Source organism: Streptomyces sp. GLSS-08, from assembly GCF_056387915.1.
In genome coordinates this window covers 1-13,257 of sequence record NZ_JBWJAQ010000039.1, presented here as the reverse complement: position 1 = coordinate 13,257, position 13,257 = coordinate 1, and the positions used below count along the sequence as shown (strand labels likewise).

Annotated in this window: 11 protein-coding genes and 5 pseudogenes; 6 read left to right on the top strand and 10 right to left on the bottom strand. The window is 68.4% G+C overall.

What is annotated here, in order from left to right; genetic code table 11:
* Positions 1-284 precede the first annotated feature (284 nt).
* Entirely contained in the window at positions 285-758 is a 474-nt protein-coding gene (locus AC0ZLC_RS34095) for a DUF6896 domain-containing protein (protein WP_476755792.1), read from the top strand.
* A gap of 5 nt (positions 759-763) precedes the next feature.
* Here AC0ZLC_RS34095 and AC0ZLC_RS34090 read toward each other — a convergent pair.
* Positions 764-1,098 (bottom strand): annotated as a pseudogene (locus tag AC0ZLC_RS34090) (transposase); the annotation flags it as partial.
* A 195-nt stretch (positions 1,099-1,293) separates the two neighbouring features.
* On the opposite strand from AC0ZLC_RS34090, the pseudogene AC0ZLC_RS34085 reads away from it, so the two are divergent.
* Positions 1,294-1,557 (top strand): annotated as a pseudogene (locus tag AC0ZLC_RS34085) (ATP-binding cassette domain-containing protein); the annotation flags it as partial.
* A 191-nt stretch (positions 1,558-1,748) separates the two neighbouring features.
* Here the strand turns inward: AC0ZLC_RS34085 and AC0ZLC_RS34080 are convergent.
* Positions 1,749-2,333 (bottom strand): DinB family protein, encoded by a 585-nt coding sequence (locus AC0ZLC_RS34080; RefSeq protein WP_476755791.1) that lies wholly within the window; start codon positions 2,331-2,333, stop codon positions 1,749-1,751.
* Positions 2,334-2,505: 172 nt separating this feature from the next.
* On the opposite strand from AC0ZLC_RS34080, the gene AC0ZLC_RS34075 reads away from it, so the two are divergent.
* From AC0ZLC_RS34075 to AC0ZLC_RS34065, 3 genes are all read left to right on the top strand, one after another.
* Positions 2,506-3,054, top strand: a complete 549-nt coding sequence (locus AC0ZLC_RS34075; protein ID WP_476755790.1) for a hypothetical protein — start codon at positions 2,506-2,508, stop codon at positions 3,052-3,054.
* 416 nt (positions 3,055-3,470) lie between these two features.
* The gene (locus AC0ZLC_RS34070) at positions 3,471-3,947 is read left to right on the top strand and encodes a helix-turn-helix domain-containing protein (protein WP_476755793.1); all 477 of its coding nucleotides are present in this window, start codon (positions 3,471-3,473) and stop codon (positions 3,945-3,947) included.
* A 90-nt stretch (positions 3,948-4,037) separates the two neighbouring features.
* Complete coding sequence (locus AC0ZLC_RS34065; RefSeq protein WP_476755789.1) at positions 4,038-5,654, top strand: MFS transporter; 1,617 nt, start codon at positions 4,038-4,040, stop codon at positions 5,652-5,654.
* A gap of 1,381 nt (positions 5,655-7,035) precedes the next feature.
* Here the strand turns inward: AC0ZLC_RS34065 and AC0ZLC_RS34060 are convergent.
* The 8 genes and pseudogenes from AC0ZLC_RS34060 to tap form a co-directional block, all read right to left on the bottom strand.
* A complete protein-coding gene (locus tag AC0ZLC_RS34060; protein ID WP_476755788.1) occupies positions 7,036-7,656 on the bottom strand; it encodes a hypothetical protein in 621 nt (206 codons plus the stop codon).
* Between the two features lie 52 nt (positions 7,657-7,708).
* On the bottom strand, positions 7,709-7,954 hold the full coding sequence (locus tag AC0ZLC_RS34055) for a hypothetical protein (protein WP_476755787.1): 246 nt from the start codon (positions 7,952-7,954) through the stop codon (positions 7,709-7,711).
* A gap of 64 nt (positions 7,955-8,018) precedes the next feature.
* Complete coding sequence (locus AC0ZLC_RS34050) at positions 8,019-8,207, bottom strand: hypothetical protein (protein ID WP_476755786.1); 189 nt, start codon at positions 8,205-8,207, stop codon at positions 8,019-8,021.
* Between the two features lie 269 nt (positions 8,208-8,476).
* Complete coding sequence (locus AC0ZLC_RS34045; RefSeq protein WP_476755785.1) at positions 8,477-8,932, bottom strand: N-acetyltransferase; 456 nt, start codon at positions 8,930-8,932, stop codon at positions 8,477-8,479.
* Positions 8,933-9,145: 213 nt separating this feature from the next.
* Positions 9,146-9,934: a hypothetical protein gene (locus AC0ZLC_RS34040; RefSeq protein ID WP_476755784.1), complete on the bottom strand. Its 789-nt coding sequence runs from the start codon at positions 9,932-9,934 to the stop codon at positions 9,146-9,148.
* A gap of 217 nt (positions 9,935-10,151) precedes the next feature.
* Positions 10,152-10,616, bottom strand: a pseudogene (gene tpg, locus AC0ZLC_RS34035) (telomere-protecting terminal protein Tpg); the annotation flags it as partial.
* A gap of 3 nt (positions 10,617-10,619) precedes the next feature.
* Positions 10,620-10,844, bottom strand: a complete 225-nt coding sequence (locus AC0ZLC_RS34030) for a hypothetical protein (protein ID WP_476755783.1) — start codon at positions 10,842-10,844, stop codon at positions 10,620-10,622.
* Positions 10,845-10,848: 4 nt separating this feature from the next.
* A pseudogene (tap, locus tag AC0ZLC_RS34025) lies at positions 10,849-12,601 on the bottom strand (telomere-associated protein Tap); the annotation flags it as partial.
* A gap of 218 nt (positions 12,602-12,819) precedes the next feature.
* Between tap and tpg (AC0ZLC_RS34020) the strand changes: the two are divergent.
* Positions 12,820-13,257: pseudogene (gene tpg / locus AC0ZLC_RS34020) on the top strand (telomere-protecting terminal protein Tpg); the annotation flags it as partial.

Genomic DNA, 13,257 nt, shown 5'->3' with positions numbered 1-13,257 from the left:
TTCCCAGCGCGCATCGGAGAGGTCGCTCGGGTACGGGCGGTGTCGCGTCATGTTTCGGTAGTACCGTCGAGCAGGCCGCCTCCCCAGGGCGCAAACGAGGTCAACCGGGGGCGCGTTGGGATCAGACAGGAGCGAACGGAACGAAACGGGTCGCCGAACGACGACACCAATCCCCTGCCCCACATCAGGCACGTCTGCCCCAAGGACCACACACCAACTCGGTCTGCAAATCAACGCCAAACAACCTCTGTTGGACAAAACGCTCTTTAACTGATCGTTTCAGAATGCCCTCTTGCGGAGACGCCGACGGCCCCGTGGAACCATCCCGTCAGTCACGGCTTCAGGGGGATGACGCCGTATGGAACGGGTTGGGGCTGCGCGAGACCTCGTGCTCGGCTACGTCCACGCTTGAACGCGACTGGCGAGGCCATGAGGTGGCGATTCCCTCGCTTGAGCGACTGGCAGATGTCCCCGGTCTGGCCCGTTCGCGCCGGATCAGCCGGAGTGGGCAGATCGGCACCTACTCCTACACGGTTCATGGGGCAGGGTGCCGCCTCGTGTGCGACAACGGCACTGAGGTCGATGTGGACTTTGCAGCCGACGGGAGCGGAGTCTTCGATCTCTGGCGGCTGCGCTGGTACGGGCTGAGCTTGCCGGAGTCTCTTGACGTCACGGATCAGGACCTGCGGTCCGCAGTGGGGTCGCTGCAACCGCTTCAGACCGAGGTACGGCCGAGGTGGTTCTGCGTAGCCAACTGATCGTTTCAGGTTGAGGTTCGTAGGCCGCGCAGGCATATGAGGCTGCAGGCCAGTTCGAGCAGGCCCTCATGGAGGTCAGCGCGTCGCTCGTAGCGGGTGCGGAGCCGTTTGAACTGGTGGAGCCAGGCGAAGGCGCGCTCGGCCACCCAGCGCACCTTGCCCAGTCCCGAACCATGCGCGACGCCGCGTCGGGCGATCAACGGCTGCTGCTCCGCTTCCACAGCAGGCGGCGGTACTTGTCGAAGTCCTAGCCTCTGTCAGCGTACAGGCGCCGGGGCTTGCGGCGGGGGCATCCCCGCAGTCCCCGGATCGGTGGGAGGCCGTCCAGCAGCGGCAGGAGGTGGATTCCACCACTCCCCACCTCACGGATTCACCCCATCTAAGCTCCTGGCCAAATGAGTTGATCACCTGTGTTGCAACAACCCTGGAATTCGCCCCCGCCTCGGGAACGGGCACGGGTCTGACGATCCGCTGCCGCAAGGCAGACACAATGGGGTGGTCCCCGATGCTCACCCATGTGACAGGAGCCCTTCTCTTGACCACCACGCCCATCGCTCACCGCGCCGCCACCGTGACCGCCCGTGCTACGGACCTGTCCAAGGTGTACGGGCAGGGCGAGACCCAGGTGGTCGCCCTCGACCAGGTCACCGTCGATTTCCAGCAGGCGCAGTTCACCGCGATCATGGGCCCCTCGGGCTCCGGCACGTCCACGCTGATGCACTGCGTGGCCGGCCTCGACACCTTCAGCTCCGGATCTGTGCGCATCGGCGACATCGAACTCGGCACCCTCAAGGACAAAAGCGCCTGAGTTCGCGATTTCTGAGGCGTTGGCACCACGAACTTGGCTTGGCCCTGCCGCCCGGGATCCTCGGCTGTGTACAGCTCGGTTCCGACTGAGAGGAAGTGTCAGGAGCCAGACACTTCGACAGATCAGGACTCACGACTGGCTTCATGCCGCTCGAACATCACGTCCCGTCCGAGGACGGCCTTCTAAGCCTTGGTTGGCACAGCCGTCCTGGCAGCCTGCTCGATCTTCGCGAAGTAGGCTGCACGGGCTTCCTCGTCGAGAGGCTGCTCGTGTTCGGCGCGCATCCCGGTCCGGCCGTCGACGCCCTCGCGGAGGATGTCGGCGTGCCCGGCATGCCGGATGGTCTCGCCAAGGACATGGACCATGATGGCGAACAGGTTCGTGTTCGAATAAGGCTCCGGCCACCAGGGCACGTGACCGGGGGCATCAAGGGCAAGCTCGTTGATTGTCGCGTCCGAGTGTTCCCATGTGCGCCGGTAGAACCCGACGATCTGATCGCGCGTCTCGTTCTCGGCCGCCCATTGATCGCTGCCGTCGGAGTCCTGCCACCGGCACAGCGGCTCCGGAGAAGGGCGGTCAAAGACCTCGCCGAAGTATCTGGCCTCAACCGTGGCCACGTGTTTGACCAGGCCGAGGAGGTTGGTCCCGGTCGCCGTCAAAGGCCGGCGCGCGTCGTATTCGGACAAGCCGTCGAGCTTCCAGAGCAGCGCCTCACGATCCCGCCGCAGTCTCTTGTGCAGGTTGTCTTTCGCGAACTCATCGATCATGCGGCACGAGCCTGCCATGGGCTGCTCATGGTCTCAAGATCCCGTACGCGGTCCGCAACGACTGGACGAGGCGAGGTCAGCTGTGGTCACCGTCCCGACCTGCAAGGAGCTCCGGAATCTGTCCACGTGAGACAACCTCTTTCCGCAGACATCGCAGCCGACGGACAGGCAGTTGTGCATCCTGCACACCCTCGAGCGCTACCGCACACGCATCGAATGGTTCGACCGCGAAGAGCTGTACGCACGCTTCACCGCCGACACCGCCAACGGCGAAGAGGACTACAACCTCGATCTCCAGCGCTTCCTCTTCCTCGAAGGCGACCACATCACCCATGCCAAGCCCCGCTCAGCCTCCGGCGAAGCAGACCTCATCGGCGACCTCGACGGCCGCGACCCCCTCGTCTGTGACGGCAAGATCTTCGACGGGAGCAGCCACGGCAAGGGTTACCTCGTCAAAGGGCTGCACCAGATCGTCAAGTACGCCCACGACTACAGGCAGCACACCGCCTACCTCGTCATCTACAACATCAGCGACAAGCTCCTCGAACTACCCACCGACGGCACCCCCGGCGCATGGCCCCCATACACCGAAATCTCCGGCGTCCGCGTCTACTTCATCCACGTCCGCGTCCTGCCACCCACCACCACCGCCAGCAAGGCCGGCAAAGCCACCCGCGTCACCCTCACCCACGACGACCTCACCAACCCAGACACCACCTGATGCCCGAGGGGTACTTTCCAGGAGGATCCATGTCTCAGCCATCCGATAGGAAACACCGTGAACAGCCGGGACCGCATCCCGTACTTCCGCTGGCAGCGCCACTTGCCGCGCCTCATACAGGACCGGAGCACGGGCCTGATGATCGCCGGGGCGGCGGCACTCGCGCTCTCGTTTGGCGTCATCGGCGCTATCGCTGAGTCGTCCGGCCCATCAGATCCATGCCAACGAGCCCGCGACATCGCCGACAACGCCCGCCCCGCTGACGGAAAGGTGGACTCCGGCATTGAGCGCGAGCAAGCCATCGAACCAGCAGGTGACTGGCTCGACGCCGCGACCGATGCCAACAGAGCGGCGGCGACCCGAGCCCCGGGTTCTAGCCGCCACACCGCAGCCCCAGAGGCAAGGCCTCAGGGCCCCTGACACCACCGACACCTCAAGTAGCGACCCAGGAAAACTGCACTGCGCCCGATCAACCTGCACACACCACATACACGCAGGTCAGAAGCCACCGCCGCGCTCAGCCCCACACTCCGAGCACCCCAGCCACCACGAAGACGACTCACAAAACTGAGAAGCCCCCGCTCGTAGGCACAACGGCTCTCCTGCGGTTTCTGCTGGCGACGCATCGGTATTCCACCCGGAGGGTGGCCGCAGTCCTTGGGGTGTCACAGCGCACCGTGCAACGGTGGGTGGCAAAGAAGCCCGGAGCGCGTCGCCCGCCGGGTCGGCTACATCTCCACGTCCCCCGCCTGACGTCACCGCTGCGGGGTCGGCTTCCCCTTCCCCTCGGCGCGCCACGGGGTGGCGCGCCCCGGCTTCACCGGCTCGATGCCGTGCTGATCGGTACGCCCGGTCCGGTGCAGGGGGTAGGCGAGCAGTGCCGGGCGGGCTGACCGGGTGATGGCGGCAGTGTCGCCGCCAAGTGGCTGACTGCCGCGGCGGGTCGCGGGGCCGGCCTCGGAGCAATTGCCAACTATTCACTCATGGCACCCACGGCAGAGGCTGGTCCGAGGCCGGCGACAGCGCGTCTCGTCCTGTTGACACTCGCGTCAGGTCAGTTCCTTATGGCCCTCGACAGCTCTGTCATGAACGTGTCCATCGCCACCGTGGCCGAAGACGTGGACACCACTGTGACCGGGATCCAGGGGGCCATCACTGCCTACACCCTCGTGATGGCGATGTTCATGATCCCCGGCGGCAAGATCGGTGCCCTGATCGGCCGCAGACGCGCGTTCATGATCGGCTGCGCTGTCTACGGCTGCGGCTCCCTGACCACGGCGCTCGCACCGAACCTCACCGTCCTGCTGATCGGCTGGGCGTTCCTCGAGGGGATCGGAGCCTCGCTCATCCTGCCCGCGATCGTGACACTCGTGGCGAGCAACTTCAGCGTCGAACGCCGTCCCGCCGCCTACGGGCTGGTCGCGGCCGCTGGGGCCGTGGCGATCGCGTTGGGGCCGCTCATCGGGGGTCTCGCGACCACGTACTTCTCCTGGCGCTGGGTATTCGCCGGCGAGGTGGTCATGGTGCTCGGCATCCTGCTGCTCGCCCGCCGCATCACCGACGCGCCGGTCGGCGAACGCGCGCGAATCGATCTCGTCGGCACCGTGCTCTCCGCCCTCGGGCTCGGGATCTTCGTCTACGGGGTCCTCCGCTCGGACGAATGGGGCTGGTTCCAGCCGAAGCCCGACGCGCCCTCGTGGCTCGGGGTGTCGCTGGTCGTGTGGCTGATGCTGGCCGGCCTGCTTCTGATCTGGCTCTTCCTCCGCTGGGAGGCCCGCGTGGTGAAGCAGCGCAGGGACCCACTCGTCGACCCGGCCATGCTGCAGAACAAGCAGCTCACCGGCGGCCTGACGATGTTCTTCTTCCAGTACCTCGTACAGATGGGCGTGTTCTTCGTCGTACCGCTCTATCTGTCGGTCGCTCTGGGCCTGTCCGCGCTCAAGACCGGCGCCCGCATCCTGCCCCTCTCGCTGACGCTGCTGGCGGCCGCGATCCTGATCCCGCGCCTCCTCCCGGACGTCTCGCCGCGTCGGGTGGTGCGGCTGGGGGTCCTCGCGCTGCTCGCGGGCGCGGTGGTCCTGATGGCCGCGCTCGACGCGGACGCCGGTGGGGAGATCGTCACCATCCCCCTCCTGCTGATCGGGCTCGGCATGGGGGCCCTGGCGTCCCAACTCGGTTCGGTCACCGTGTCCGCGGTGCCGGAAGCGCAGAGCGCGGAAGTCGGTGGAGTCCAGAACGCCGTCACCAACCTCGGCGCCTCGATCGGTACGGCACTCGCCGGGTCGATCATGATCGCCGCGCTCACGTCGTCGTTCCTGACCAGCGTCGAGCAGAACCCGGCGGTCCCGGACCAGGTCAAGAGCCAGGCCAACGTCGAACTCCAAAGCGGCGCGCCCTTCCTGTCGGACGCTCAGCTGGAGAAAGCTCTCGACGACGCCGACGTGAACGAGCAGACGTCCCAGGAGGTGCTCGACGCGAACACCGAAGCGAGGCTCGACGGGTTGCGCGCCGCCCTCGCCGCCCTCGCCCTCGCCGCTCTCCTCGCCCTGTTCTTCACCTCACGGATCCCGACGACCCAGCCACGCGCGACGAGGTCATAGCCCCGGGCGAAGAGGCCACGACTCGTGACCATCGCGTGGCACGGGCACCATCGGCTACGTACGCCTCATCGAGCCTGCTTCCGGTCCCGCTCTCCACGAGCGGAAGCTGCCACCAGGCGGCCGACCAAGGGTCTGTGCCTATCCGTGCGGGCCATGTCGTCGAGCCCGGCGGCTACGTCACGTTGCCTGTCATGATCGGAGTGCCGGTGGATCAGCGCGGCTTCCTCGGAGGCTGGCCACGCGCCGAGGTGGACCATGAGCCGCCGGCGGATACCGAACGCGCCGGCGAGAGCATCGACCTGGGCGACGCCGGCGATACGCCGCTCACCCGCGGACGCCTCGCACGCACCCCTGATGCGACGCGGACTGCGGCCATCATGCGTGTACGCCGGCCTATGACCGTGGCCGCCAGCAGGGCTGCCGCCTGCCCGAGCCGTCGGCGGTGGCGCCGCACGGCTGTCACTACTGCTGCGGTGTGTGCCGCGCTGGGCGGCGTGCTGGGCACTCGACGTCCGCAACAGCTGAGGTGTCAGGCGGCACCGTAGAGGTCCGCAACGCCAGCTCTGGCCGGCACGTCGGCACCTACGGTCAGGTGCTTGCCGCGTTCACCGACGCGGACTGGCCGGCCTCGTCCGACCGGAGCTGGACCTTCACTCCACGCGAGCACGGCAGGTACTACAGCATCCAGAGCACCACCAAGGGAACCTGCTGGACCCGCCGCCGGCAGCCGGCGGCGACTGGGACGATACGGCCCACAGGTCGCCACCCTGGCCCCGTGCAGCCCGAACGCCACGAACCAGCAGTTCCAGCTGTGGTCGGAGCCCTACCCTGCGCCGCACGGGACGGTCTCCATCCACCCCCTGGACGACATCTTCACCGTCCTGAGGCAGACCAGCACCACCCTCGGTGACGGCGGTACCTGGAACGCGCTGAGCCTGAAACCCCCAGCACACCAACGACGAGCTCTGGACGGTGCCCGTCACTCCCAACGTCGGCTGGTGATCCCCCCGGCGCACCCTCCGGCATCGAGGCAACGTCGAGTCCAGCCGTGACAGGCACGCGCGGCCCCCTCATGACAAAAGCGTCAGTAGCCCTGCCGAATTACTTTGCCTGCCGGGTAGTCAGGAGCACGTCGGCGGCGCCCTGCCTGAGAAGCCGGTGCAGCGGCTTGGTGCCAGATGGCGGGACCGCGCGCGGTGCGGGCCGCTCCGGCGCCCCGTACACACTGTTCGGGAGTCAAGACCGGGCAGACCACATACCACGGGAAGCGCCCGGCTGAGAGAAGTCTCAGCCAGGCGCTTGACCGGGTGCCGCACTCCATTGACTACCCGTCAGATCTCGGTCTTCTGTGCTGTCGCGGCGACCCGCTCACCTGAGGCGTTCAGCAGGGGAGGGTGGTCTTGCCGGCAGCGCCGGTGGCGCCGGTGATGCCGTCTGCGGTGAACGTGGCGGCGGTGCCGTTGCCTCCGGGCTTGCCGGGACACACCGGGCTCGCGGCGCCGCCGGCGCCGCCGGTTCCGCCCGTGTGGCCGCCCCCGACCGTGGAGGCGCCGCCGTTGCCGCCCTTACCGCCGGGGATGCCGGCTCCGGCGTCGCCCACGCCGCCCACGCCGCCCTTGCCGCCTTTGCCGCCGAGGGTGGCATTACCACCGGTCCCCCCGGCGCTGCCGTTGCCGTTGGCACCCCCGGCGCCGCCGGCGCCCCCCTTGCCGCCGACACTCGCGCTGCCGTCTGCGTTGCCACCGTTGCCGCCGGTACCGCCATTGCCGTTGGCGCCGGCAGCGCCGCCGGTTCCACCCAGGCCGCCGAGGCCGCCATTGATCCCGATTCCGTTCAGGCCGTTGAGGCCGGGGATGCCGAGGATGCCGAAGCCGGTCTGAGTCCGGATGCTGCCCGCACCGGGCTCGGCAGAGGCGAGGGCGGGAGTGACGGTCAGGCCAGCAACGGCAATCGCCGCGATCAGGAGAGTCCGGGCAGTGGCCGTGGTGCGCATGAAGCGCATGGGATACGTCCTTCGGTTTGTGCAGGCGGAGAGACTCTCCACCTGACACCCGTCAACGTAGGGAACTACGACGCATCACGTATTCTGAAAGATGATCAAATGTCCTTAAACAGACCCAACGATCTAAATTTGGCCGTAAAGTCACACTTTTGGAGCCGAAGCCGCGGACCACCAGGACCGGAATGCCCGCAGGAGCGAGCCAGCCGGCCAGCTGCTGGCGCAGGGTGTCCTTCTCCGCCGCGACGTGCAGGGCGTGCTCCTGGCCTTCTGTGCGGTCCAGCCGGAACCAGCCGGGCATCCCGCGACGAACGCGTCCGCGCCCTCCCAGGCGGCCGGGACGTGGATCTCCCGGACGGTGTCGATCAGACGGGGAACCGACCCTCCCGGCGGGCCGCCTGCGTGACGCGATGACCGTTGAGGAGCGGCCAGGCGTCAGGGCCGGCCTGAAGGGAGAGCTTGTCCACACCGAGCACGTCCGGCCGCCAGTCTCCGGTCTTGGGTTGCGGCAGCATCACCGCCAGGGCGTCGAGGACGTCGCCGGGGGTGCGCACCTCTTGCACGGTGGCCGTGGCGCCCGTCCGGGAAGTGTCCCGCAGGCGCCTGTCCCTACGGGCCTGCTTCGCACGCTTGGCGTCTCCTCCCATCCCAGCCTCCATCGATCGGCGTGTGCCCCCACACGGAGAACGACGGAGCGCCCGGTCGGTCGCCGGGATCCCCCGGACGTACGTGTCCCGCCGGCGGACGCCGCGAAGCGGGTAGGGGGTACCCCGGTGTAATCATCTCTCTCCCGTGGGAGACGGTGTCCGGGCCTGCCTGGCAGTCAAGCGTCGGGCGGTCCCTCAAGCCGTGGCTTCGCGTACCCGCCACCGCGAGCGGAGTTGTGGGCGCACGACCTGTCGGCCGGGAAGCCGATGCCCAGGGCCGCGCCCAGCGCCGGGAAGAACCGCTGCCCGTCCTCGAACTGCGGCGTGGTGGTCCAACTGAACGACTCGCAACCGCGCATTGCGCGCAGCATCATGCGCGTGCCGTAGCCCTGGCGCTGCCACTCATCGGTCACCCGGATCTTCCTGACGTGGCCGCGGCGGCACTCGGCGCAGGACTGCCAGGTGAGCCGGGCAAAGTCGTAGCCGCTGCGCTCACAGACCTGGAGCTGCTGTGGGCCTGCCCCGTTCCTCGGCGCGTAGTACAGCCAGAAGTCCTTGGCCAGAGGCCGCAAGAGCGTCGCGAGCCTCCACTCCCGTGCGGAGAAGCCGGACGGCGGCGGCCCCTGAGTCATCGAATCCCCCTTCAGACAGCGCAGCGGTCACGCCGGTTTTATCCTCTCGCCCTGGCCTGGCCGTAGCTAGCCTCCTCCGCACACTGATGCGATGACTCCCCGTCTCAGTGAGGGCATCCGAAAATCGATGGGTTCTTGGCTGACAAGAACCCGACTCGCCGCGTCGGATAGGCCGTGAATATCCGACCCGGCGACTCGTCCGATGCCGTTCGGTCAGTCGCGCTCCAAACGTCGTTCCAGCACCATCTCGCGCGAGGTTGCGTTGGCGACGGCAACGCTGCGCCGGTAGTGGCACACCAGGCACTCACCGGCGCCGACGTGCATGCCCAGCTCGTCGCCTCCGTCGGAGCTGAACGCCTCGTATCCGCACACCGGGCACTCCTGGAGCTCCAGCGCGCCCGGATCGTCGGGGCTGAGGCCGATGTGGAGATCCCCCGCAGCCGCCATGCGCCGGTCGGCCTCCTCCTTGCCTATGCGCTCCCGCGTCCTGCGCGCCCTTTCCATCTCCCGCTCATCCTGCTTCTGCGCGCTGTCCTCGTAGCGGGTCTCCTGCTCCGAGCTCAGCGCCCACAGGCTCGGGTGGGCGTCCAGTGCAAGCAGGGCGTCCACGTGCCGCCGCTCCAGCCGGCGCTCGCCGCCTTCCTCGTCCCCATCCTCCCGGGCATGGCGCACCGGTTGTGTGACATCGAGGGCGTCCAGAAGGGTGCCGACGTCGACCCGCGTTTCTAGGAGCCCTACGGCCGGCCATACCGAGGGAAAGATCGAGTCCGTCCGGGAAGCTTCCGTGGCGGGACGCTCCTCCGTATCGCGGCGCCTCTCATCGGCGTTGGGGTCCCGGATCAGGAATACGTCGGGCTCGTCCGCCACCCGTCGAACCACGCTCGCTTCCTTTTCGGCTAGGTCTCGGATCAGGCTCAGAAGCTTCGATGCTGGCTTGGTGTAGGGCTTTCCTTCCTCACCGGGCCATTCGCTGGCGACGATGGCGACCAGGGCGTTCGTCAACGCAGCATCGAAGGTTCCCTCCGCCGCGTCTGTGTGGTCCTCGTCCAACTTGACCGCGCACACTGCATAGGTCCGTGCCCTCCTGTGATTCATGACCACATAATCCGGCACAGCTCCTCACCCTTTGAGCGGGAGACGTCGCAGGACGGGTTCCACTGACCTCTAGGAAGGTTCTGGGACGACGCGTGACGGAAAGGGTCAGGCTGTGCCGTCGAGGGCCTTCGGCGATAATTCCGCGCATCTGCTGGTCGCTGGCCCCGGCGTCGCGGGCGTCGAACAGGCGTTGCGCGTACTCCGGGGGGAGGTGCACGGTCAGTCGCCGGAACCGTCCGTCGTCGGTCGTGCCGACGGCTGCGGTGTAGCCGAACCGGGCCCGAGTCTCCACGGTGATGCCGCCCGCCGTGGCGGCCTGGCGCTGCCGGCGCTTGCGCACCAACGGCTGCCACCGCTGCCGTACGGCGTCATCGATCTTTGCGGCGACGTCGGCGCGGGCGTGCTTGCGGGCGCCGCGCCGGTAGCGGTTGACGGAGTCGGCGGTGACCCCGAGCTCCGCCGCAACGGCCTTCGCGCTGCCGAACTGCTTGATCAGATAGCCGATCTGGCCCTTGAGGGTCTTCGGCGGCTCCTTGGTGAACGACTCCCGGTCGGCGCGCTCGATGGCGTCCTCGTTCTCTCTGGCCACGGGTCAGCTCCCTTCGGGGGTGAGGTCCTGGCCGTCGGGGTCGACCAGCCGGAACCAGGTCTCGCGCGTCTCGCGCAGGTCATGCCGCCACAACTCGAACCGCGGCGAGGCCCGGCGGGCGCGCATGGAAAACTGCAGGGCCTCCATGCGCCCCTCCAGGCGGTCCAGCGTCCGTTCCCGCTCCGCGTCGGCCTCCAAGGAACGCGCACCGTCGGCGTCGATGGCCATGGCCCTACTCCCCTTCGTCCAGGACGGCGTCGCCGCCCTTGATGTGGCGTGCCGGGTTGAGGCCCTGCTCCATCAGGTCGACCGCCCACAGCATCGACTGGACGCCCTCCAGCTTCGCCAGGCCCGGCGTGGGCCCGAGGCGGAACCCGCCCGGCTGCGGCTTGCCCGAGACGGCGTAGGGGAGGAAGTCCATCGGGCTCTCCCCCGGCGAGGGGTAGACGACGCAGTCGGACAGCACGGCAAGCGGGTACAGACCCGTCATCTGCGCCATCTTGAGCAGCTTGCGGTGCATGTTGACCCGCGCCTTGGAGATGACGGCGGCGCGGATGTCGGGGCGCCACGTCGGGCGTTCCAGGGCCGGCCACCGCTCCCCCTGCTTGTAGGACTTGCCCTGCGGGCGCTCCCGCAGCTTCCCGATGCCGCCCTTCACCGTGGCCTTGATGGCCGCGAGAGCGGCGGCCAGGGCCGGGTCGACCTGCTTGTGCTGCTCCATCGCCGCCAGGAAGGCCCGGTCGTCCAGGTCCCGGGTGACGCCAAGGTCGGCGAGGGTGTCCACGTAAGCGTTCTTGAGGCGGTCGTGCCACGGGTCCAGGTACGCACCGGTCTCCCGGCGCAGGTACGCCTCGATCGGGGCGACGTTGTGACCGAGTTCCTGGGCGTAGGCGACGGTGTGCGTCTGATACCAAGCCGGACCGGTCGGACGGGAACCGTCCGGGGTGAGCGGGCTGGGCAGGCGAGGGTCCAGCTCGATTTGGCTCAGGTCGACCAGCCAGGAGCCGGGAATCTTCGGATTGAACGTCGGGGCGTGGAAGTGGTCAGGGGCGGACAGGCCGACGACCAGGCGGGCCGCGGCGGCGAGGAAGGCGGTGTTGAGGTCCAGGCCGACCGCGAAGGGCAGCGTGCACTCCTCATCGCTCAGCAGGCTGACGTCGCGCACCCACTGGTACGCCTCCTCGTTCAGGAACCCGCCACTCCAGCCGGAGTTCACGACGACCGGGTGTTCGGCGGTGACCTCGGGCGGGGCCGGGTCCATCGGCTCCGTCCCCAGTGAGCCCGGGCTGTGGCCGGGGACCCAGTTCCCGCTCTGCGGGTCCTGCACGGCCTTCGTGGGCGGGCGCAGCGCCGTCATCAGCTCCAGCCCTGAGACGGCGGTGGAGCCGCGCGGGGTGATGACCCGGGTCGCGTACACGCCGAGGACGCGGGCGATGTCGGCCGGCTCCATCTCCGCGACGCCGGGCCAGGACCGCTCATCGAGGGCGTCCCAGGACAGGATCGCCTGCTGCACGCACTGCCGCTCACGACCCTGCGCCTTGCGGTAGATCCGCGCCCACAGCCCGAACCCGCGCTGCGTGAGCCGCCACTTGGCCCTGACCACCTGCTTGACGACCGGGTGGTCCTCGGGCAGGCGCAAGGAGCGGCGCTGCTCGTGGCCCTCCAGGCGCTCCGGGAGCCCGAGCTTCGCCGCGGCCGCGGCGGTCAACACGATGAGTGGGTCGGAGTCCTTGCCGTACCGGTTGAGCTTCGGCGCACCGAGGCCGGACTCACGCAGCTTCAACCAACTCCGGCACGGTCGCCGCCGGACAGTCAAGGACGATGCCGTCCATGCCGTACGCGGAGCCGTCGCCGTCGAGTACGGCGAGCGGGCCGTGCGGGAAGCGCGGGTCGGTCGCGGGCATGGCGGGCTTCTTTGCCGGGCGCCGTGAGGACGTCGCCGGGCGCGCAGCCGGCCGCTCGGGTACGGCCGGGGCGGCGGGAGCCTCCGATCGGGCTATCTTGCCCAATCGGTCAGAAATCACGAAACAGAGACAGCATCAGCCGCCATGAGATAACGCCCCACGACAGCAACACCCACCCACAACCTCTCACCTCATGACAGCGCCCACCCCGCCCCAACACCCCACTGACCAGCACCGACACACCACACACCCAGCCAGCACCACCGACTCTCACCACCACCGACCCCAAACCGAGAGATCGCGCGTTCACGCGTCCCGTTCCCAAGTCGGCGGGGGCGCAGATGCGTTATCTGGTCAAGCAGCACCAGCGCAGTACCCGGCGCGTCGCCGAGCTGCTCGGGATCAGCCAGCGCACCGTCGAGTGGTATGTGAACAACCAGATCAAAACCCCCCGGCAGCAGCTCGCCGACCGGCTGGAGCGGGAGGTCCGCGTGCGCTGGCAGCCGCAGATCAGGGCCCGGGCGAAGGAGGCCGCGGCCACCACGAGCGGCATCATGATCGATGTGCAGGCGAGGTTCGGCTACACCGCCACCGTCGGCAGCACCGACCAGGCCCGCGTGCGCCACCTCACTCTCGCCCTGCCGCCCCGCCACGCCGCCCGCCTCCTTGCAGCCCAGGAGGCCGGTGTCGACGAGGACGAGCTGCGTCAGGTCGCCGCCGAGGCGCTGGGCGAGGTG